The following is a 19,490-nucleotide window of genomic DNA, read 5'->3' as shown; positions in this document are numbered from 1 at the left end:
CCTGCTCCGCTCAGGCACGGGGGAAGAACTGGCTGAGCTCGAAGTCGGTAACCTGGGCGTCGTAGGCCCGGTATTCGCGGCGCTTGTTGCGCAGGAAGAACTCGAAGGTGTCCTCGCCGAAGGTGTCGGCCACCAGGTCGGACTGCTCCATGGCCGCTACCGCGCTCTTGAGCGAGGTGGGCAGAGCGTGGATTCCCAGCGCCTTGCGCTCCATCTCGGACAGGGCCCACACGTCGTCCTCGGCCTCGGGGGGAAGCTCATAGCCCTCCTCGATGCCCTTGAGCCCGGCCGCCAGGATGACCGCATAGGCCAGGTAGGGGTTGGCCGAGGAGTCGATGCCGCGGTACTCCACGCGCGCGGACTGGGCCTTGCCGGGCTTGTGCATGGGCACGCGCACCAGAGCGGAGCGGTTGTTGTGCCCCCAGCACACGTAGCTGGGGGCCTCGTCCCCGCCCCACAGGCGCTTATAGGAGTTGACGTGCTGGTTGGTGACGGCCGTGATCTCCGAGGCGTGGTGCAGCAGTCCGGCGATGAAGGAGCGTCCGGTGGCGGAGAGCTGGTACTGGCCGGAGGGGTCGAAGAAGGCGTTGCGGTCGCCCTCGAACAGGGAGAAGTGCGTGTGCATGCCCGAACCGAACTCGTCGGGGAAGGGCTTGGGCATGAAGGTGGCCAAGCAGCCCTCCTCCAGGGCGACCTCCTCGACGACGGCGCGGAAGGTCATGATGTTGTCCGCCATGGACAGGGCGTCGGCGAAGCGCAGGTCGATCTCGTTCTGGCCGGGGCCGCCCTCATGATGGGAGAACTGCACCGAGATCCCCATCTGTTCGAGCATGAGGATGGCGTGGCGGCGGAAATCATGGGCGGTGCCGCCGGGCACGTGGTCGAAGTAGCCGGCGTCGTCGGTGGGTCGGATGCGCCCATCGGCGTCGCGGTTGACCAGGTAGAACTCGATCTCCGGGTGGATGTAGCAGGTGAAGCCGGCCTCGGCGACGCGGGCGAGCTGGCGTTCGAGCACGGAGCGAGGGTCGGTGCGGGCGGGCTCGCCGTCGGGAGTCAGGACGTCGCAGAACATGCGGGCCACCCCGTTGGCTCCGTCTCGCCACGGGAGCATCTGGAAGGTGGAGGGATCGGGGGCGAGGAGCATGTCGGACTCGAAGACGCGGGTCAGGCCCTCGATCGCCGACCCGTCGAAGCCGATGCCCTCCTCGAAGGCGCTCTCGACCTCGGCCGGCGCGATCGCCACCGACTTGAGCTGTCCGGACACATCGGTGAACCACAGGCGGATGAAGCTGATGTCGCGTTCCTCGATGGCTCGGAGCACGTACTCCTGCTGCTTGTCCATGGTGCCTCCTCAGCGTGGGGTGGAGCCGCGGATCGACGGCGCTGCCGGCCGCACATCCGCCTGAGACGTTCTTGCCGCTACCAGCCTAGTGCGTGGGTGCGTCAGGCAGGTTTCGAAGATCGCCTCTGGTGAAGGGATCGCACCGGTCCGCCTCTCGGCCTCGGGCAGCCCTCGGGTAGCCTCGGGCCCATGGCTACACCCGAGTCCCCTTACAGCTCCTCCGTCGCCGTCGGAGGTGGCAAGCCCGTGCGCGTTCATCACCTCGCCGCCGCCAAGAGTGACGGTGTCAGGCTCGTCATGCTCACGGCCTACGACGCCGTGACCGCCCGGATTCTGGACGCCGCTGGCACCGATCTGCTGCTGGTGGGCGACTCGATCGGCAACGTCATGCTCGGACACGAATCGACGCTGCCGGTGGAGCTGGACGAGATGGTCGTGGCCACCCGCTCGGTCGCCCGGGCGACCACACGTGCGCTCGTGGTTGCAGATCTGCCCTTCGGCACCTACGAGACCGGCCCCGAGCAGGCGCTGGCCAGCGCGGTGCGGCTCATGAAGGCGGGGGCCAACGCCGTCAAACTCGAGGGTGGCAGGCCCCGGGCGGCAAGTGTGCGCGCCCTGACCCAGGCGGGCATCCCGGTGGTGGGGCACCTGGGATTCACTCCGCAGAGCGTCAACATGCTCGGGGGCTTCCGGGTCCAGGGGCGCGGCGAAGCCGCAGAGGAGCTGCTGGCCGACGCTCAGGCGCTGGCCGACGCGGGGGCGATCGCCCTCGTGCTGGAGATGGTGCCCGAGCCGCTAGCCGCGCGCGTCACCGAGTCGCTCACGATCCCCACGATCGGTATCGGCGCGGGCGCGCGCTGTGACGGCCAGGTACTCGTATGGACGGACATGGCTGGGATGACGGAGTGGTCACCGCGCTTCGCCCACCAGTTCGGCCAGGTCGGCCAGGCGCTGCATCAGGCGGCCGCCGACTACGGCGCCGCGGTGCGCGAGGCGTCCTTCCCGACTGAGAAGCACTGGTTCTCCTCTTGACCGACTCGCGCCCGGACGCCTGCAGCGAGCCAGTCGCGGTCCGGTTCTCAGCACCTGGGGCTCAGTGCCGGGCATCCAAGGCGAGCTTCGCTCCGAACCCGATGAGCAGACCGCCGGTGACGCGGTCGATCCAGCGCGTCAGACGGGCTCATGGCCTCCCGCCCCTGATAGCACGAAGATGAGACGAAAGTGACAATACCCATAGCGCGATGGTGGAGATCCTAGAGGCTCTGGTCGAAGGGGGAGTCCCGCGAAGTGGACGCCTGCTCCTATGCTGACCTCATGAGTCATCCAGCTTCCTCGGCGTCCTCGGCCTCTTTGGCCGACCGTGCGCCACGCGGCACGCTCGCCCCAGGGACGCTCGGTCCGCAGCGGCATGTTCCGGCCTCCATCGAAAGGCCCGAGTACATGTTCCACGATGGTCCCGAGCGCGTCACGGCCTCCGAGATCAAGGACGCCGAGACGATCGAGCGGATCCGGGTGGCGAGCCGACTGGCCGCCCGCGCCCTGGCCGAGGCCGCCAAGGCGATCGTCCCGGGAGTGACGACCGATGAGCTCGACCAGATCGCGCACGAGTACCTGTGCGATCACGGCGCCTACCCCTCCTGCCTGGGATACATGGGATTCCCCAAGTCGATCTGCACCTCGATCAACGAGGTCATCTGCCACGGTATCCCCGACTCGACCCGCTTGAACGAGGGCGACCTCGTCAACCTCGATGTCACCGCTTATATCGGAGGGGTCCATGGTGACACGAACGCGACCTACGCCGTCGGCGAGGTCGACCCCGAGACAGCACTTCTCATCGAGCGCACCCGCACCGCGATGGAGCGGGGCATCAGAGCTGTCAAGCCGGGACGCGAGGTCAACGTCATCGGGCGGGTCATCGAGGCCTACGCCAAGCGCTTCAGCTACGGCGTGGTGCGTGACTACACCGGGCACGGTGTCGGCGAGGCATTCCACTCCGGTCTCATCATTCCCCACTACGACGCCGCTCCCCTGCATGACGATGTCATCGAGACGGGCATGGTGTTCACCATCGAGCCGATGCTCACACTCGGCGGCATCGAGTGGGAGCAGTGGGACGACGGCTGGACGGTGGTCACCAAGGATCGCTCCCGTACCGCGCAGTTCGAGCATACGCTGGTGGTCACCGAAGATGGCGCTGAGGTCCTCACCCTCCCCTGACCCTGCTCGAGGCGCCGGGGAGAACTCCCCGTTCGCTTTCATCAGCGCCTGTTGACGTTGCCTGACGACGATGTGACGACGTATCGTCCGTGGACAGTGGACGTGTCGGTCCCGTTTCAGGCGCCGCGCATCGAGTTCCGCCCATTTCCCCTTCCGGAGGTTCACATGGCTTTGCGCTTCAATCCACCACCGAACTGGCCCGCACCGCCAGAGGGCTTCGAGCCGCCTGCAGGCTGGCAGCCCGACCCCGCCTGGGGCCCGGCACCTGAAGGCTGGCAGATCTGGGTGGACGACTCCGTCGCTTCCAGCGGCTCAGCTGCTTCGGCTGCGGGCGCGGCCACAGAGGCCGACCCGGCGTGGGCACCGACCCAGGCAGTCTCGACCGCCCCGACGGCTCCGGTGGGTACCAACGCTTCGGTCGCCGATCCGACCGGCATGTCCGCCTCTGCCCCTTCGGGCGACTACGCCGCCCAGACGGCCGGCGCCAGCCCGTACGCGGCCAACATGGACTACGCCCAGTCCCCCACGCCGTTCCAGAGCCAGGGTGTTCTGGGCGGCTCACAGCCTCCGGTGGGCGGTTGGCAGCCCGGTGGCATCGGCGGGCCGGGCGCTCCCGGAGGCTCCAAGCCGGTCACCCAGCAGTGGTGGTTCTGGACCGGCGCCGCGGTGCTCGTGGTCGTGTTGGCCGTGAGCGGCATCGTGTGGGCCATGAGCGGCTCCGACAACGGAGGCGACAACAAGGCGGGGGGCACATCGACCTCCCAGTCAAAGAACGGCAAGTCCAACAACTCAGGAAGTAAGAAGGGCAACAAAACAACTAAGACGTCGGGCGGCTCCGACGGCTCCTCTTCAGGAAAGGGCCCCGGAACCAAGGACGACCCCATCGACCCGTCCTCCGGGCCAATCGAGGTCAAGGCCGGCAAGACGAGCACCGACCCCAGTGCCACTGTTGAGATCACCTTCAAGCCCGTCGAGTGGAACCTCTCGGCGAACACGATGAAGAACGGCGACAAGTATGCTTCCTACGAGGAGCCTCCTGCCGGCCAGTCGTATATGCGAGTCCCCGTTGACATCACCTATCACGGCGATGGCCAGCTGAGTAGCTTCGACCTTAATATCGACTACTCCTACAACGGAACGACTTCCGAAGAGAAGAGCTACATCCTTGACAAGGGGGCACTGGAGAATCAGTCCATGCCGCGAGACGGCGGAACGGCCTCGGGATACCTTGTCTTCATCGCAGACTCCTCCACTCAGAACGACGGCAATGGCGTCTTCGTCGTCTCACTGGGATACGGCGGCGATGAGGTGTATGTGAAGGCTCAGTGAGCAGCCGCAGATTGCCAGATCACATCATCAGAGGCGGGGGCCGTAAGCACTGCTTACGGCCCCCGCCCCAGTTGTGTTCCCAGATCATTCGGCCCGATTGAAGAGAAGGGGGACGAGCCGACCTGTACGCCGGGTTCTGTTGCCGCCGGCCGTTACCGGCCTGACGGTGGCGACCATTCATCTTGGACCATTGTCACCAATGGCCTCATGCGACCTACCCGCTGACTCGGGCGAGCAGCCTTCAGGCGCCAGCTGTGCGGTCTTGCTCCGGGCGGGGTTTACCGAGCCGCGGCGGTCACCCGTCGCGCTGGTGGGCTCTTACCCCACCCTTTCACCCTTACCCGCCGGAATCGACGGGCGGTCTGCTCTCTGTGGCACTGTCCCGCGGGTCACCCCGGGTGGCCGTTAGCCACCGCCCTGCTCTGTGGAGCCCGGACGTTCCTCAGCCCCTGACCGCCATTACGGCGACCAAGGTACCGCGGCCGCCCGGTCGGCTCGTCCGCAGGAATCAGCATAGCGGCATAGTGCCCTATCGAGGCTCGAGTACGTCGCGAGGCCTTGATCCGCTGGCGACCACGTCACGGCCTATCATGTGCGGGTGCTGATCCTGCTGCCTCCGTCCGAGGGAAAGACCGCTCCGGCCAGTGGCCCGTCACTGGAACTCGGCTCGCTCCTGGATGCCGAGCGATTGACCCCACCGCGCCGCGAGGTGATGTCGGCGCTGGCCGAGGTGAGCCGGCGCCCGGATAGCCCCTCTGTTCTGGGTCTGGGACCTCGTAGCGCAGAGCTGGCGGAAGCGAACCTGTCGCTGGAGGCATCGCCGTGCGCTCCCGCCTATCAGCTATTCACCGGGGTGCTCTACGAGGCCGCCGGGCTCGACTCGATCGCCAGGAATACGGCCGGACGTAGAGCCCTGGAGCGCCACTGCGTCATCTTCTCGGGCCTGTGGGGAGTCCTGTCCCCCGCCGATTCGGTGCCGAACCACCGTCTGTCCATGGGAACATCCCTTCCGGGGCCGGGGCGACTGTCATCCTTCTGGAAGCGGCACCTTGCGCCGTCGCTCACCGGCATGGCTGCGCACGGGCTGGTGGTCGACTGCCGCTCGGCCGACTACGCGGCCGCTTGGAGACCGTCTGTCCGTGACAGCATCGAGGTCATGACGGTGCGCGTGGTACGAGTTGACGATGACGGCTGCCGCAAGGTCGTCTCCCACATGGCCAAGCAGGCTCGGGGACTGCTCACCGGAGAGCTTCTCAAAGCCGTGTGCGCCCAGTCCTTGCCCGCGCAAGCGCAAGCCGACGACGTCGCGGGCGTCGCCGGCCAACTGGACCGCGTTCATGATGTCGAGGTGTCCGAGCCGGACCGACAGGGCCGGCGGGTCCTCACCGTCGTGACTCGCTGATGGTGATGGAACCGATCGCTCGGCACCGACTCAGCATGCCTGAGGGCCCTGTCCGGGGACATGTCGGGGTTCAGATATCCATTCGTACGACGATGACGTCGTTCTCCTCGGCGTGGATGACCTGGTCCTGCGGAGCGGTGACGATGCGCGCCAGTTCCTGAGGGCTGATCTCGACGGCGCCACCCTCAACGGCGCGTCCCCGCAGGGCCACCGCGCCGAGGCCGCCGGTGGAGGCGCGGACCGCCTCATAGTCGCTCAGGAGCGCCGCCTCAACGGTTCCTGCCAGGTCTGCCCGCTGCTTCTCCAGGGAGTCGATCTCCTGGTCGAGTCGAGCGAATTCGGCATCGCGCTTGGCGGTGAGTTCACGCCCGGCGACGCGGATGTCGGATTCCTCCTGCTTGAGACGCTCCGACTCCTCGCGGGCGGAATCCAGCGCCTCCATCGCCGCGATCTGAGCCTCCTCCAGAGCCGACTGGCGCTGCCCGAGCTGGTCAATCTCCCCCTGGATGGCCGACAGGTCGCGGGCCGCGCTGTTGCCGGAGTGGAGACGTTCGCGCAGCACCTCAGCGCGGCGGACCACCTGGCCTACCTCGTCCTCGCTGCGGGTAACCCGCGTCTTGGCCTCGCTGAGAGCGACATCGGCCTGGATGGCCTCGCGCTTGTTCGTCTTGAGGCGCTCGATAACCGATTCGATGCGGCCGAGGACAGGAAGGTGCTTGCGCTCGTGACGCAGCCTCGCCAGGCGGGAGTCGATGTCCTGGAGGTCGATGAGAAGGCGCTGCTGGGCGATCGGGGCGCTTGTCACGGCTGAGGCTCCTTCGGGAGGGGACAGGTCGGTGTGACGAATCCTTTCACGATCCTCTCACGCCTGATCAGTTCCGGTAGACAGGCGCAGCGCCCAAGGATCCGTGACAATGCGGGAGACCCGGGCGATCAGTGATGATCCCTGAGAACGGGCTCCCTCCTCGAGCCGGCGGGCGAGGGGCTCCAGACCCACCCACTCGGTGGCCCAGTGCGTTCCGCACAGCAGGTAGGGGCGGCCTCCCTCCAGGTGCTCGGAAGTGGGATGGTGTCGCAGATCGGCGGTGATGAAGACATCGGCCCCAGCCTCCCTGGCGCGTTGCAGGAGCGAGTCGCCTGCCCCTCCGGATACGGCGATGCGCTCGACGACGGCGTCGAGATCTCCGCCCACGAGGAGGCCGGGAGCCGAGTCGGGAAGGACTGCGGCGACGTCGGCAGCGAGCCGGCGCAGTGCGACGGGCTGCGGAAGCACGCCGATTCGGCCGATGCCCTGGTCCGGGAAGGCGGGGTCGGGCTCGAGGGGGACGGTGGAGGTCAGGCCCACGCGATCGGCGAGGGCCTCGGCCACTCCCCCGTGGGCAGCGTCGAGGCTGGTATGGGCGTTGAGGAGGGCGATGCCTGCGCGAATGAGCCTGTGGACCGAACGGCCCTTGGGATCGGTGGCCGCAACGTGCTCGGTTCCGCGCAGGTAAAGCGGGTGGTGGGTGATGACCATGTCGACGCCGGAGTCGATGGCCTCATCGACGACGGCTGTCACAGGGTCGACGGCCAGGAGGATGCTGCGCACCGGATCGGAGGGATCGCCGCAGATGAGTCCGTTGGAGTCCCACAAGGCGGCCAGAACAGGGGGTGCGGCAGCCTCCACGAGGCCGACGATGTCTCCGACGCTCAGGGAGCCGTCCGGATTGCGCCGTGCGGCGTTAGAAGATGTGGGTGCAGGCGTGTGGCTCATGCAACCAGGCTAGCGGCTAGGCCGAGAATTACCTGTGACCCGCTGACATCGACGCGGCCCGGAGCGGCCACCTGGTGAAACACAGCCAAGAAAACGACCGGAGCGGTCCTCATCTGGGGTAGCCTACTTCCGCGCAGTCGGGACCTCCGGTGCTGGCAGCGCCGGCCCTCCTCGACGCCATCGGCGTCACGGCCGCGCCCCCATAGCTCAGCGGTTAGAGCAGCGAGCTTATACCTCGTGTCGTGCCTGATAAGCACAAGGTCCTGGGTTCGAATCCCAGTGGGGGTACCGTGTGCCCAATACTCAAACATCAGGACACTTCGCCCCCGTGGTGGAATCGGTAGACACCGCGACCTTAAAAGTCGCTGCCTACGGGCGTGCGGGTTCGAGTCCCGCCGGGGGCACCACAGCATCGCTATACAAACCCTCACCCTGAGAAACAGCCCCAGTGGCCGTCTCAGCCGAGGACCGTCGCCCACCTCCCATCGAGGTGGGCGATTTTCGTAGGGCAGCAATCCGTGCCACAGCCCGGAGTCGTGCGCTGGCCAGCTGGTCGAACGGCCGGTTGAGCCGCGCTTCCAGGCAGACATCGCTACCGGTGTCCGCCACGCGGACAGAGCAGGGCGCCTCATCGGCTCGACCTGTTGGCTCGTCACTAGCAGCATCGTCTGCCTCACACTCACCGCGTTCCCACCCATCACTGCCACGCTGTCCATCAGGTTCGTCATCAGCGCCCCTCACACCATCGTCCGCATCCTGCAACTCTCCGCCAGCCCCGTCATCACCACCTTCACCAGGCAGGATGACCCGGCCGTCTTCATCCACCGCCGGGTTGACCAGCACCCGCTCGAAGAACACCTGGTTCAGCTGCTTCCTTAGGTGATCCGGCGCCGCCATATACAGCCGGTAGCAGTCCTCCAGCAGATCCAGCGCCTGCTCCACATGCGCCCACACCAGCTTGGCATCCGCCTGGTACGCATCAAGCTGACGCTGAATCCCCGCCAGCTCTCGCCCCAGCCGCTCCTGCTCCTCCTTGAGCAGCTCCAGCGGCACCGCTCCACCGTAGTGAGCCTGCAGCAGCCTGCGCCGCTCATCCTCCAGATTCGTCCGCCGCACCGTCAGCGACCGGACGCTCCGATCCTTCTCTCCCTCAATCCGTGCCAGCTCCGCCAGCAGATATCGCTCAATCTCCTGGCGATCCGCCTCACTGACATACAGCCGCCGATACACCTCCTGCATCTGCGCCTCCACCACTTCAATGAGCACCGCCTTAAAGGAGCAGTCATGCAGCCGCTGCCGCCTGGCACAGATGAAGTAGGGGTATAGCACCCCCTTGCCATTCTTCGTGTTCTGCACCAGCAGCCGACTACCACACTGCCCACACACCACCGTGCTCTTCAGGAAGTGGTTATGCATCCGCTCCCGCTCGCCACTGCGATGGGAGCCCAGCACAGCCTGCACCGCCTGCCACGTCTCCTCATCCACCAGCGGCTCGTGCTTGCCCGGGTACTCCACACCCTGGAACTGCACCACACCCTTGTAGTACGGATGCCGCAATAACGTATGCAACCGCCCCTTGGTAATGGGCCGGGCTGGCCGACTCGGCGTCGCCGGCACATCCAGCCCTAACCCTGCCACGTGCTTGGCTAGCTGACCAACCGTCCACTGACCCGTCGCATACTCGGAAAAAGCCAGGCGAAGCAGGGGAGCCCGCTCCTCATCCAGCTCAACCGTCCGAACCTCTCTCCCATGCTCATCCCGCCCTCGTACATTCACATACCCCAGCGGTGCCTTGCCCAGCGTCCCGCCGTTCCTGGCTTTCTCGCCCATCCCCTTGATGACCTCGTTGGCGAGGTTCCGGGAGTAGAACTCAGCAATACTACTCATAATGCCGTGCAGTAACATCCCGCCAGGCGTCTGGTCGATGTTTTCACTCGTCGACACCAGCCGCACACCCGCCTCCTCGAAGGCCCGGTTAATCTCCACATCATCCGCCCGGTTCCGAGCTAACCGATCTAGCTTGTGGACGATGACGTAGTCAATCCCACCATCTTCCTTAAGATACGCCAGCATCTTCTGCAGCTCAGGCCGGTTAGCGGAGCGGGCGGACTCACCGCGGTCGGCGAACTCCTTAACCACCAGCGCGCCCATGGACTGAGCCTTGCGCTTATTCGCCTCACGCTGAGCGGGGAGGGAGAAGCCCTCCTCACTACCACCACGCTGGGCCTGCTCGCGGGTAGAGACACGGATGTAGGAGACGGCCCGTTTGGGCGTGAGCTGGGCGGCCATGGCGGTGAAGGGATCGGGAGCGAGTGCGTCAGGCATGGTGCACCTCCTTGCTGGGTTCGGTGTGTTCACTGGCGTTGCCGGTTCGACTGCCCTGGTTGACCTGGCTGTCCGCACCGATTTCGTTTGTTTCGCGGGCATCTGTGCCATCGCCTGCTTCACCGGCCTGGTTGACGCCACTGGGCTGGCCGGATTCCCCAACCTGATCGCTCTCGCCGGTTTCGCCAGGCTGGCTATGCTCTCTGGTCTGCTCGCGCTGTCTGCGGTCCTGGCTTCTCAGCTCATCGAGCTGGCGCATCCACGCGCCTTCTTCGTCGTTCCACCAGGTTGGTGGGGTGCCGTCGCCGGGCTGCCAGGTATTGAGGCAGACCAGGTGGGTGCCGGCTTGTGCGAGCTGCTCGGTTACCACGTCTGCTTCGGTGGTGGTGAGGTTGGGGGTGGGCCAGCCCGCCGTGATGACGTACTCCACTCCACCGCGCTTGCAGGCATCGAGCAGCATGCTCAGGCCGTCCTGGCGCTGCTGTCGGTCGTGGAACTCGGTGACCAGGTTGAGGCCGGTTGCGTCGGCGTAGTCCTCTACCAGCTCCCGTTGCCGGGCCAGCTCGAAGGAGTAGCGGGCCGCGCCGTAGAAGATGGCGATCGGCCCAGTACCCGCCTGGCTGTCCAGTGCGGTGGCTGGCACACCGTCAAGCACGGCCGGGTGCTGCTCCTGTGCGTTCGTTCTGGTTTGTGTTGTCATCGGTGTCCTCCTCTCGTCATATATTGCTATTTCACTGGTTTAGTGTTTCTCCTCTTTCTATTGACGCTCAGATGGGCGGAAAAGTCCAGTCCAGTTTTCACTTGACCTCTGGCGGCAATCCGCGAGTTTCCGCACGGATCGCGGTTTGGTGGTTGTCTGCTGTGCGCAGTACTCACCTCAATGTCCTTGGCATGTCGCCCTAGAAATGGCAGGCTGTTACTTAGTGTATTTTTCGGAGGGATATGCCTCCTTTTGGTGTGTCAGCCCACCTGGTTGGTGGCCTGTGGGGTGGGGATGGCGGCGGGGCCGCCGTGGATCAGGGTGGGCAGCTGGTCGAGGCGGATGACGCGGAAGAGGTCGCGCAGCAGGCCGGTGCTGTGGGCGATGGCCCGCTCCAGGCGGTGGCGTCTGCGGTCGGTGGGGACCAGCCAGACCACCAGGGGGAAGACGTCACCGTCGCTGGCCTGGGCTTGGTGTTCCTGGTAGCGCCAGCAGGTGGCGATGACGCGGCCGGGGTTCTCGGTAGCCCGGTCGACCTCAACGAGATAGCGATCCTCATAGGCCGGGCTGGTAATGGTCACCGCCAGGTCGGGGCGCAGCACCTGCACCTGGCCACTGGGGCTGAGCGCAGAGCGCCAGCACTCCGGCTCCAAGGCCACCGCCGCCTCGGTGTCCGCCTCCTGGCGGACGGCCTCCTCGATACTGGTGCGCACCTCGGTTATCGCCAGCAAATGATCCAGGAAGGTGGTCGACACCTCACGGGGCCGCTGCCGCCGCGCCACCTCCTCTCCCTCATCTGCTGCCACACGCCGGTGACCCCGAGTCGTCGCGGCCCAGATGGTCACGGCTGAGCCGCCCTGCCAGCCGCCGACCCGGCGCTCCAGGCTCGTCAGGAGGCGCTGCTGAGCCAGGCTGGCCAGGTGGCGCTGGGTCTGGCGCAGAGCCGAGGCCGACGACGCATACTCCAGTGCGGTGAGCCTGGCGAGCTGCGTGGTGGTGGCGAAGCGGTGGGCCGCCACCAGGGCGAGCAGGTGCGCCTGCATCGGATGGATCGGCGCAGGCACCAGCGATGAGAACCGGGCCACTGCAATGGTGGGTGACCGGTTCATCGCTGGCCGCCTCCGCCGGGCCAGACGTGACCACACCAGGTGGGGTCAGTCACCGCCACTAATCGCCGAGAAAGGGCTTGGTGTCGCCGCTTGCCGTGAGCCGTGAGTGCAGCGGTGCGTCGACCGACACGTCCACCGAGACGACGCCCCCACCCAGTGCTTCGCAGGCCCACCGCGCCACCAGCACCGCACGTGCTTCGCTTGTAGTGGTGCCAGATCGTGTACTCATGTACCGGCCGTCTCATGGTCGCCTCCTGCGGCCAATAGCGGGGCGGAGCCGCCCCGGCCCAGGCTCAGCTCCGTTACTAGTGCCGTCTGGGCCAGACTCATCCGGCACGCCAGGCATTGACTCAACCGCCCCGTCACCAGTGACATCTGCTGTGGTGTTGTTGGTGTCGTCCGTCAGCGCCGCCGCCGAGTTGGCACACTCAGCATCGTTGACGGTGTTGGGTGCGGTGCCGCTGGTCAGGGCGATGAGCTCGGCTTCGGTCTGCTCGGCTGGGATGCCGTAGCGGGCGTGGCTGGCGGCGTAGAGCAGGGCTGGGTCGCGCACCGCTGGTGGGGCAGGCCGAGTAGCCAGGGAGAACCAGCCCGAGCGGCGTCCCTGGTGCATGACGGTGGCGTAGGCCTGGTACTGGGCCAGCAGCTGGAAGTCGGCCGCCTCCAGCTCCGGAGCCAGCCGGGCTGCTGCAGCCGCGTCGGTCGCCGACAAGGCGAAGTACACCTTGGAGCGTGTGTTGGTCTCCACCGCCTGCATCATCTCGGCACTGAGCTGGCCCCGGTACTGGTGTGCCAGGTGGAAGGCTGCGCCCAGTGACCGGGCCTGGGCCAGGGCGTCGGCCAGGCTGCCCGGCAGCCCCGCTAGGAAGGCCTGGACCTCATCGATATACACGCTGACGATCTGCCGCCGCTGGGCTGGTTGGGCCTGGCGTGCTAGCAGGTGCTGCCACAGCTGCGAGATCAGCAGGGTCCCTAGCAAGCGGGCCGCCCCGGCTCCGAGCAGGCCTTGGTTGAGGTTGACCACCACGATGCGTCGCCGTTCCAGCAGATCCACCAGCCCGAAGCGGGGCTGGGCCTGGCCCAGCATCGCCCGCAGTCCTGGGCGCAGCATCAGCTGGCGCAGCTTGTTGAGCACCGGGGCGACCTCCACCGCCTGGGTCCGCACCGGCTTGGCCTCATACCCCTGCCAAAAGACATCCGTCCCCAAAGGATCAGACGGAGCGAGTGCCAGTACTCGGTGTCGGAAGGCTGGGTTGGTCAGCAGCGGCACCAGCCACACCAGCGTCGCCTGCGGGATACGCGCTAGCGTCAGCAGCGCGGCGGAGAGCACATCGGTGGTGCGGATGCCCCAGCTGTCGCGAAACAGCTCGGCCAGCACCCCCAGCACCGCCTCCGCCGTCACCACCGCCAGCTCCGGCGGCCCAGCCAGCGGGTTAAACCCCACCGGGCAGGGATTAGTCGGATCCAGCACCACCACGTCACCCGCCCGCTCCTGAGGCAGGCGCGCTACGAAGTCCGTCGCCAGATCCCCCTTGGGGTCGAGCAGGAGCAGGCCCCGGCCCTCGGCCGCATCAGCCAGCGCCAACGACAGCAGCACCGTCGACTTACCCACACCAGTCGGCCCCAACAGATGCGTGTGGTAGACAGCGTCGGCAATCGGCAGGCGCACCAGCCCGGCCTCGCCCGGCACCGCACTGGCACCGACCACGCGCTGGGACGACCCGGACCCCACCTCCGGCGGCGGAGCCACCAGGCGCGGGTGCCCACTGCCCAGCAGCGGCAACGCCCCCTCACCTACCGGCCAGCCCGCCATCGCCACAATCTCTCCTGCACCAAGCTCCAACCCCGACCGCCACGGCCGCCGCACCGCATCGAGCTTGGCGGGGTGCTCTGTGCGGGCGCGCAGCCGCACCCCCGGCCCCTCCAATAGGCGCAGCGCCCCCAACAGCCCCTGCAGCAGCACCCGCTGACGCAGCGGCGAGGCCGCCCGCACCCCCAGACGCAGACTCGCCGCTGCTCGATGCCGCCCCACCTGCGCCCGCATCCGCCGACCCCGCTCACCACTAAGAGACGGAATCGGCACGAGGCCGAGCAGCTCCAGCCAGCCCTGCGGCTCCACCCGCCCACACACCTCCGGGCTAAAGCGCCGCCCCAGCTGCAACTGAACCACCAACTCCTCACCCTCAGCCGTCACCGCAAGCGCCGCCAAGACAGCCCGCACCACCGCCACCAGCCGCTCCGCCGCCAGTCCCGCCCCGATTGGCCGGGCTGACACCGCCACCGCTTGGTTCACCGCCCGCCGCGAGAAGCCACGAGACACCCGGCAGCCCGGCACCAGCTCACGCACCACCGAGATCAGCCGCTCACCAGCCCGCGAGCCCACCGCCCAGACTGCGTGACCGCTTGAGGCGCGCAGCTCCAGCACCACCCGACCCAGCGAACCATCCGCCAGGAGCCGCTCCACCAAACCCACCGCCGCGTCCTGGGCGAGCGGCAGAGCAAAGCGGAGTTGATGCCACACCAGGGGATGAGTAGAGGGGGCCATCACGGGGTGCCTCCCGGCGTAGAGGACGGAGCAGCATCCTCGTCGGTCTTGGCCGTACCAGCTCGATCCGGCAAGACGTGGGAAGCGGCGGAAAGGCCGCCATGAGCCAAGTAGCGAGCACCATCATGACGCTGGTGAGCACACCGACCTGCCGAGCCACTCCCGGGCAATGCCGACAGGGGCTCATTCGCAGCGCAGCGCCCCACCGAGGAGACACCACGAGCACTCTGGCCGCTATGAGCGCCAGCCCACGGAGCCGCAGCATCACTCCCGGTAGCCGACACATCGCTGGTGCCAGGCTCACGCATCGAGCAAGCCCCCGCACCTGAGGACACCGCCCCGTTAACCGTTGCCGACTCCACAGCCTCATCCGCCTCTGCCGCCATCTGCCGCGCCAGAGCCAGCACGATCCGCGCCACCGCCCGGTGATCCATGCCGCTTCGCCGCACCGGCACCAGCCACACCCGCCGCGACGAACCAGGCCGACCACCGCGGTAGAGGGCCATCATGGCTGCCTCCTGGTGGGAAGGTGTTCGCCCTGGTCACCGCTAGCGGAGTGAGGACTGCGACGCCGACAGGAACGTGTCCGCTGCGTCTTGTCGTCCACTGGCCAACTCGGGCACTGCTCAGCCTGGCCTAGCTGACGACGCCTATCCGTCTGCCGCTCGCTTCTGCCGGGCTCCCTCACCACTCCCGTCGGCTCCACCACCAGCGCACTGCCAGCCAGGCGACGGCGCTCACGACGAGCAGCCCGACGAGCCAGGGCCAGCTGCTTTGCACGATGACGACGATCCACCTCAGCCCCATCGCGATCAGGAGCAGGCCGACGCCGCATCGCAGCAGACTGCCAGCAAGCGAATGCCTCGAATCGCTCATCATCACCATCTCCTCGAAGACTGCAAATTGGGTACTTGTCACGCCACGGCCGACTCATCGCGTTACCTCCTCACCGTTACCGCCGCCAGTGCCACCACCGACAGCGTCGTCTGCCTGCGTCCTCTGCGGCATCACTTCCGCCTCACGCGTCCGCTTGCTATACCGCGGCACGGCAAAGCCGGGGACGCGGATATCAGAGTCCACTTGGTCGCCCCACACCGCCCAGGGCTGGCTCGACTCTGGCCGACGGCGGGCAAACAGCTCCAGGTACGGCCCAGGGCTGACCCGCTCGATAATGGCGAACTGCTCAGCCGGCTTGCGCGAGTGCTCCGTGACGGGGGCGTTGAACCAGGTCGGCTGGGAGCGCGAGCCCAAGGGTGCTCTCCCCCGGGTGCAGAACAGCAGCTGCTCGGTGGCGTTGCGCAGCTGGTAGCGACCACCCAGGCCAAGGCGGAACTTCACCCAGGTCAGCGGGCTACGCACCGTAAAGCCCCAGGCCTCAGCCACCTCATACGCCTTCAGCAGCAAGGCATTGGTCGTCCACAGCCACAGATGGGCATCACGGGCCGCCAGACGCCTCACCGGCAGTGCCTTGATCCGCGCCAGGCTCATCGTCCGGTAGTGCTTCTCACCGCTCTGAGCCGGCCAAGGCGGATCGACCAGGATGGTGGCAAAACCACCAGAAGGCAGGCCAGGGATGGTGGGCGATGAGCCAGCGCCCCCAGAGTCACTCCGACCAGCTGAGCCAGGCCCATCGCTCATAGCGCCGCCAGGTCGCGGCACGCCAGTGCCTGGTCTCACTGCTGCATCCACCTGCCTGGCCGCCGCTCCCCCAGTGCACGCTCGTCTTGTCTGTTTCGTCTGCTGCATGATGTCCCTCCTTTTTCTTTCATACGTGCTATTTGCTCCGGGCGAGCCAGCTACCAGCTATTTCACACTTCGACAGCCGGCTGCCCTTATCCCATACATTCCACGAACACTCATTCGACGCAAGGCCCCCGGATTCACTATTACCAAGCGACGCGACACGCGCCGCTTTTGAGCCGTTTCTGTGGTGCCACCCCAGGAAACAAAATGGACACACGCGCCACTTAGTGGCCACGAAAGTCGGTGCTGTAGTTTTTGCAACAAGCGGGCGAAATGACGCGAGATGTGGATGAGGAATGGAGCCAGACGCTCACGGCTTCCGCACGTTCCAGACCCCGCCAACGCGACCAGCCAGCCAAGGCGACCTGTGGACGTCTTGTCTTGCCGCGCACTCAGTCCGGCAGGCGGGTAGTGCAGACCGTCAGAGCTCGCTCAATCCAGACGCTCACGACTGCCGCTCATCCGACCGGACCGGTCGCTGCTGCGTACACCGCCTGGGGCGCGGCCGCGGCGGGCGGCGCGAGGACGAGTGAGCCGGCCAGGTGGGACGGGCCGTTCCAGCCGCCGACTGACCACTGTTGCCGTCACCGTTCGCGCTGCCCGGCTCTGCTCCAGGAGACGCACCATCACGGTTGTCACCGCTGCTGGCACCATTCCCGCCATTGCTGGTGTCGCGCCTTCCTCCGGCAGCCTCAGCCGATGCCTCCCGTACCGCCTGCTCGTTGTCCTGTAGCACCTGGGCCATGGCTGCCTGCATGGCTCGGCCTGCCTCTTGGCGCTGCTGGCTCAGCTCGCTGCCCAGGGCCAGGGCGGCTGCCCAAGATGAACTGGCTGGTGCGCCTGCTCCAGCTGTTCTGGCCGCTTGGTGTGCGGAGTGCCAGCTGGCTGCGACCTCACCGGCCAGCTGACCGGCCTGGTAGCTGCTCGGCAGCGAACCAGAGAGCGACAGCGGCGGCTCACCCACGGGCACCGACTCGTTCAGCCTGCCAGGCGGCGTTTCCCGCCACGTTGCCAGGCCATCGCGCAACCCCTGGGCAAATGCCCAGCCGATTGCGCCCACTACCGCCAGACCGATGAGAGCCAGGATCCCGACTATGACCGTCATGATGAAACCTCCGAAGATGAGAAGAGATGAGAGAAGAAGAGAAGCGAGCAAAGAGAAGAACGTGAGGAGAAGGAAAAGAAGGCGCGAGGCAGCGCGCTCGCCACTGCACTGACGACGTTCCGGTACTGGCCCCGCCGCCTACAGCTGCCCGATCCGCTGCCCAGCCCCCAGGGCATACCCTGTGATGATCGCTTCGTAGAACTGGGCACCGCCGGGGGCGATGCGGGTCTGGGCCTCGGCCTGGGTGACCAGCGTGGCGATGTTGGTCAGGACCTGGGAGGTCAGGAAGGCCCGGGCCTGCTCGGCCTGGGCCGCTACTTCTGCTTGGGCGGCGACCTGCTCGATCTCCCGCCTGGTCACCCGGGCCTGACCATTGCCCAGCACCACCCCCATCCGGGTGCGCTGGGGCGAGAAGAGACTGAGATTGGTAGAAGCCATGAGAGAGGTCCTTTCAAGGAGAGAGGAAGGAAGAGAGAAGAGAAGACGACGGCTTGGGTAGTCGCTCACCTTGGAGCGGTTCTGCTGCCACCGTCTGAAATGACAGTTGCGGCCCTGTGGCCGCCCAGATCACGCCATCGGCCTGCCGCGCCGCCCAAAGGGCGACCTTGGTGCAGGTGTCCGGTTGATCTGGCACATCTAGGAGAACCCGCCGCCATTGGTGGTGTCGTGACAGAAAAGTGCACCGTGCTGCATCAACGCAGCACGGTGCTAAACCGGTCGGTGAGAATAGGGGCTATGAGCACGCCCCCGGAGCCAGTCACCCCGCTGCCACATGGCGTCTTCCCCATAGGTGACACCACGGATGAGGCCGAGCAACGCGCCGCACTGGAGCAACAGGTCCTGACCGAGCTGCTGGCCCTGCGCAAGGCCTACGGGCAGCTGACGGTGCAGAAGTTCAGCACCTTCGCCACCTTGCGGCAGGTCTGCGGCGGCGACGACCTGCTCGACGCCTTCTTGCTGTTTCAGCGCGAACTGGCCCGCTACCAGCACAGCGGCCGCAACGAAGCAGCCGCCGCCCTTTCTCTGTCCGCTCCGGCCGACACCGTCCTTGACCGCCTCCAGCTCACCGCCGAAGCACTCTCACCCGAGCAGGACTGGCGCGACCAACGCACCGCCCGCCGCTGGAGCGACGCCGGCATGCCGATCCTCGCCCGCGACCTGGTCTACTTCGCCCAAGTCGCCGGACGACTCGGCACCGAGACACTCAGCATCCAGCTCGGCGGCAGCGGCACCAGCCTGATGGTCATCATCGACCAGATGACCAACAGCGACCTCCCCGCCAAGGCACCCCTCATCCAGGTCTGGCACTACCCCTCCAGCAACAGCCCACGAGAGCTCACGCTTGATCTAGAGCAGATCGCCAGCCCCCAGGTCTCACGTGACGGGCTGACCATGCGCCGCCACCGCCTCGCCCTCGACCTGCCCGACACCCAGGCCGTCGAACCAGACGACGCCGTCCTGGCCATATCCATTACCGGCCAGGACGCCCCTATGCGCACCGTCTTCTACCAAGACCACAGCCAGCTCACCCCCGGCCTCCACACCCGCATGACCACCTACCGCACCATCGCGATGGTGGAAGTAGCCAGGAATGACATAGCAACCACGGTGCAGGATGCGCGATAGTTCAGACAGCGAGTCACCTATTTCCGACATCACATGCCGCGAACTCACGTGAGTTCGCAGATATTTCATATCCAATCCGACAGTATCCGACACGCGGTTCCGACCAAAGTCGGAGTCACTGTCATCACCTCAAGCGGCCTGCCACGACTCTTGCTTGACACACAGCCCCACTAAACGCAGAGGGCTACAAATTCTACCTTGCGTCCAAAACGCCTACATGAAGGCATTAAAAAATTAACAATAAAGGTGGAAATATCAGAGTTGCTTTTCCTACAGAAGTAATGGCATCAT

General features: G+C 66.4%; 18 protein-coding genes, 2 tRNA genes and 1 other RNA gene. 8 read left to right on the top strand and 13 right to left on the bottom strand.

Annotated features, from left to right (window positions below; translation table 11 throughout):
• Positions 1–10: 10 nt before the first annotated feature.
• Entirely contained in the window at positions 11–1,342 is a 1,332-nt protein-coding gene (locus FK256_RS08795) for a glutamine synthetase family protein (RefSeq protein WP_009233105.1), read from the bottom strand.
• Between the two features lie 189 nt (positions 1,343–1,531).
• On the opposite strand from FK256_RS08795, the gene panB reads away from it, so the two are divergent.
• The 3 genes from panB (at position 1,532) to FK256_RS08780 (ending at position 4,891) form a co-directional block, all read left to right on the top strand.
• Positions 1,532–2,374 (top strand): 3-methyl-2-oxobutanoate hydroxymethyltransferase, encoded by an 843-nt coding sequence (gene panB / locus FK256_RS08790; protein ID WP_021606352.1) that lies wholly within the window; start codon positions 1,532–1,534, stop codon positions 2,372–2,374.
• 282 nt (positions 2,375–2,656) lie between these two features.
• Positions 2,657–3,562: a type I methionyl aminopeptidase gene (map, locus tag FK256_RS08785; protein ID WP_039893926.1), complete on the top strand. Its 906-nt coding sequence runs from the start codon at positions 2,657–2,659 to the stop codon at positions 3,560–3,562.
• A 165-nt stretch (positions 3,563–3,727) separates the two neighbouring features.
• A complete protein-coding gene (locus tag FK256_RS08780; protein ID WP_039893922.1) occupies positions 3,728–4,891 on the top strand; it encodes a hypothetical protein in 1,164 nt (387 codons plus the stop codon).
• A gap of 109 nt (positions 4,892–5,000) precedes the next feature.
• Here the strand turns inward: FK256_RS08780 and rnpB are convergent.
• An RNA gene (rnpB, locus tag FK256_RS08775) (RNase P RNA component class A) lies at positions 5,001–5,389 on the bottom strand.
• 94 nt (positions 5,390–5,483) lie between these two features.
• Between rnpB and FK256_RS08770 the strand changes: the two genes are divergently transcribed.
• Positions 5,484–6,293 carry a YaaA family protein gene (locus FK256_RS08770; protein ID WP_141424496.1) on the top strand — a complete coding sequence of 270 codons (810 nt, stop codon included), beginning with the start codon at positions 5,484–5,486 and terminating at the stop codon, positions 6,291–6,293.
• 70 nt (positions 6,294–6,363) lie between these two features.
• On the opposite strand, the gene FK256_RS08765 is transcribed toward FK256_RS08770, so the two are convergent.
• Both FK256_RS08765 and FK256_RS08760 read right to left on the bottom strand, forming a co-directional pair.
• The gene (locus FK256_RS08765) at positions 6,364–7,098 is read right to left on the bottom strand and encodes a zinc ribbon domain-containing protein (protein WP_141424495.1); all 735 of its coding nucleotides are present in this window, start codon (positions 7,096–7,098) and stop codon (positions 6,364–6,366) included.
• A 57-nt stretch (positions 7,099–7,155) separates the two neighbouring features.
• The gene (locus tag FK256_RS08760) at positions 7,156–8,046 is read right to left on the bottom strand and encodes a Nif3-like dinuclear metal center hexameric protein (protein WP_141424494.1); all 891 of its coding nucleotides are present in this window, start codon (positions 8,044–8,046) and stop codon (positions 7,156–7,158) included.
• Between the two features lie 196 nt (positions 8,047–8,242).
• On the opposite strand from FK256_RS08760, the gene FK256_RS08755 reads away from it, so the two are divergent.
• Together FK256_RS08755 and FK256_RS08750 are read left to right on the top strand one after the other, a co-directional pair.
• Positions 8,243–8,334 (top strand) — tRNA-Ile (locus tag FK256_RS08755).
• Positions 8,335–8,368: 34 nt separating this feature from the next.
• Positions 8,369–8,453 (top strand) — tRNA-Leu (locus tag FK256_RS08750).
• On the opposite strand, the gene FK256_RS08745 is transcribed toward FK256_RS08750, so the two are convergent.
• From FK256_RS08745 to FK256_RS08730, 5 genes are all read right to left on the bottom strand, one after another.
• On the bottom strand, positions 8,416–10,371 hold the full coding sequence (locus FK256_RS08745; RefSeq protein WP_141424493.1) for a recombinase family protein: 1,956 nt from the start codon (positions 10,369–10,371) through the stop codon (positions 8,416–8,418). The two genes, FK256_RS08750 and FK256_RS08745, sit on opposite strands and share 38 nt — an antisense overlap.
• On the bottom strand, positions 10,364–11,071 hold the full coding sequence (locus FK256_RS08740; RefSeq protein WP_244936306.1) for a recombinase family protein: 708 nt from the start codon (positions 11,069–11,071) through the stop codon (positions 10,364–10,366). The genes FK256_RS08745 and FK256_RS08740 overlap by 8 nt, the downstream gene beginning before the upstream one ends.
• A gap of 260 nt (positions 11,072–11,331) precedes the next feature.
• On the bottom strand, positions 11,332–12,180 hold the full coding sequence (locus tag FK256_RS08735) for a replication-relaxation family protein (RefSeq protein WP_244936305.1): 849 nt from the start codon (positions 12,178–12,180) through the stop codon (positions 11,332–11,334).
• Between the two features lie 58 nt (positions 12,181–12,238).
• A complete protein-coding gene (locus tag FK256_RS14295; protein ID WP_170197939.1) occupies positions 12,239–12,409 on the bottom strand; it encodes a hypothetical protein in 171 nt (56 codons plus the stop codon).
• Positions 12,410–12,421: 12 nt separating this feature from the next.
• A complete protein-coding gene (locus tag FK256_RS08730) occupies positions 12,422–14,701 on the bottom strand; it encodes a type IV secretory system conjugative DNA transfer family protein (protein ID WP_244936302.1) in 2,280 nt (759 codons plus the stop codon).
• A gap of 315 nt (positions 14,702–15,016) precedes the next feature.
• Here FK256_RS08730 and FK256_RS14290 point away from each other — a divergent pair, with 315 nt between their 5' ends.
• Positions 15,017–15,154 carry a hypothetical protein gene (locus FK256_RS14290; protein WP_170197938.1) on the top strand — a complete coding sequence of 46 codons (138 nt, stop codon included), beginning with the start codon at positions 15,017–15,019 and terminating at the stop codon, positions 15,152–15,154.
• 255 nt (positions 15,155–15,409) lie between these two features.
• On the opposite strand, the gene FK256_RS08725 is transcribed toward FK256_RS14290, so the two are convergent.
• The 4 genes from FK256_RS08725 to FK256_RS08710 all read right to left on the bottom strand — a co-directional run bounded on the left by FK256_RS08725 (position 15,410) and on the right by FK256_RS08710 (position 18,011).
• The gene (locus FK256_RS08725) at positions 15,410–15,643 is read right to left on the bottom strand and encodes a hypothetical protein (RefSeq protein ID WP_141424492.1); all 234 of its coding nucleotides are present in this window, start codon (positions 15,641–15,643) and stop codon (positions 15,410–15,412) included.
• A 12-nt stretch (positions 15,644–15,655) separates the two neighbouring features.
• Positions 15,656–16,363, bottom strand: coding sequence for an MT-A70 family methyltransferase (locus FK256_RS08720; protein WP_244936300.1), 708 nt, complete (start codon positions 16,361–16,363; stop codon positions 15,656–15,658).
• 550 nt (positions 16,364–16,913) lie between these two features.
• Complete coding sequence (locus FK256_RS14425; RefSeq protein WP_211343553.1) at positions 16,914–17,573, bottom strand: hypothetical protein; 660 nt, start codon at positions 17,571–17,573, stop codon at positions 16,914–16,916.
• Positions 17,574–17,711: 138 nt separating this feature from the next.
• Complete coding sequence (locus tag FK256_RS08710) at positions 17,712–18,011, bottom strand: hypothetical protein (RefSeq protein WP_009233120.1); 300 nt, start codon at positions 18,009–18,011, stop codon at positions 17,712–17,714.
• A gap of 297 nt (positions 18,012–18,308) precedes the next feature.
• Here FK256_RS08710 and FK256_RS08705 point away from each other — a divergent pair, with 297 nt between their 5' ends.
• On the top strand, positions 18,309–19,199 hold the full coding sequence (locus tag FK256_RS08705; RefSeq protein ID WP_141424491.1) for a hypothetical protein: 891 nt from the start codon (positions 18,309–18,311) through the stop codon (positions 19,197–19,199).
• The last annotated feature ends 291 nt before the right edge of the window (positions 19,200–19,490 follow it).

The organism is Actinomyces johnsonii (assembly GCF_006546835.1).
Classification (GTDB): Bacteria; Actinomycetota; Actinomycetes; order Actinomycetales; family Actinomycetaceae; genus Actinomyces; species Actinomyces johnsonii.
Note: the sequence above shows the minus strand (reverse complement) of the source record. Positions and strands in the feature narration are given on the sequence as shown.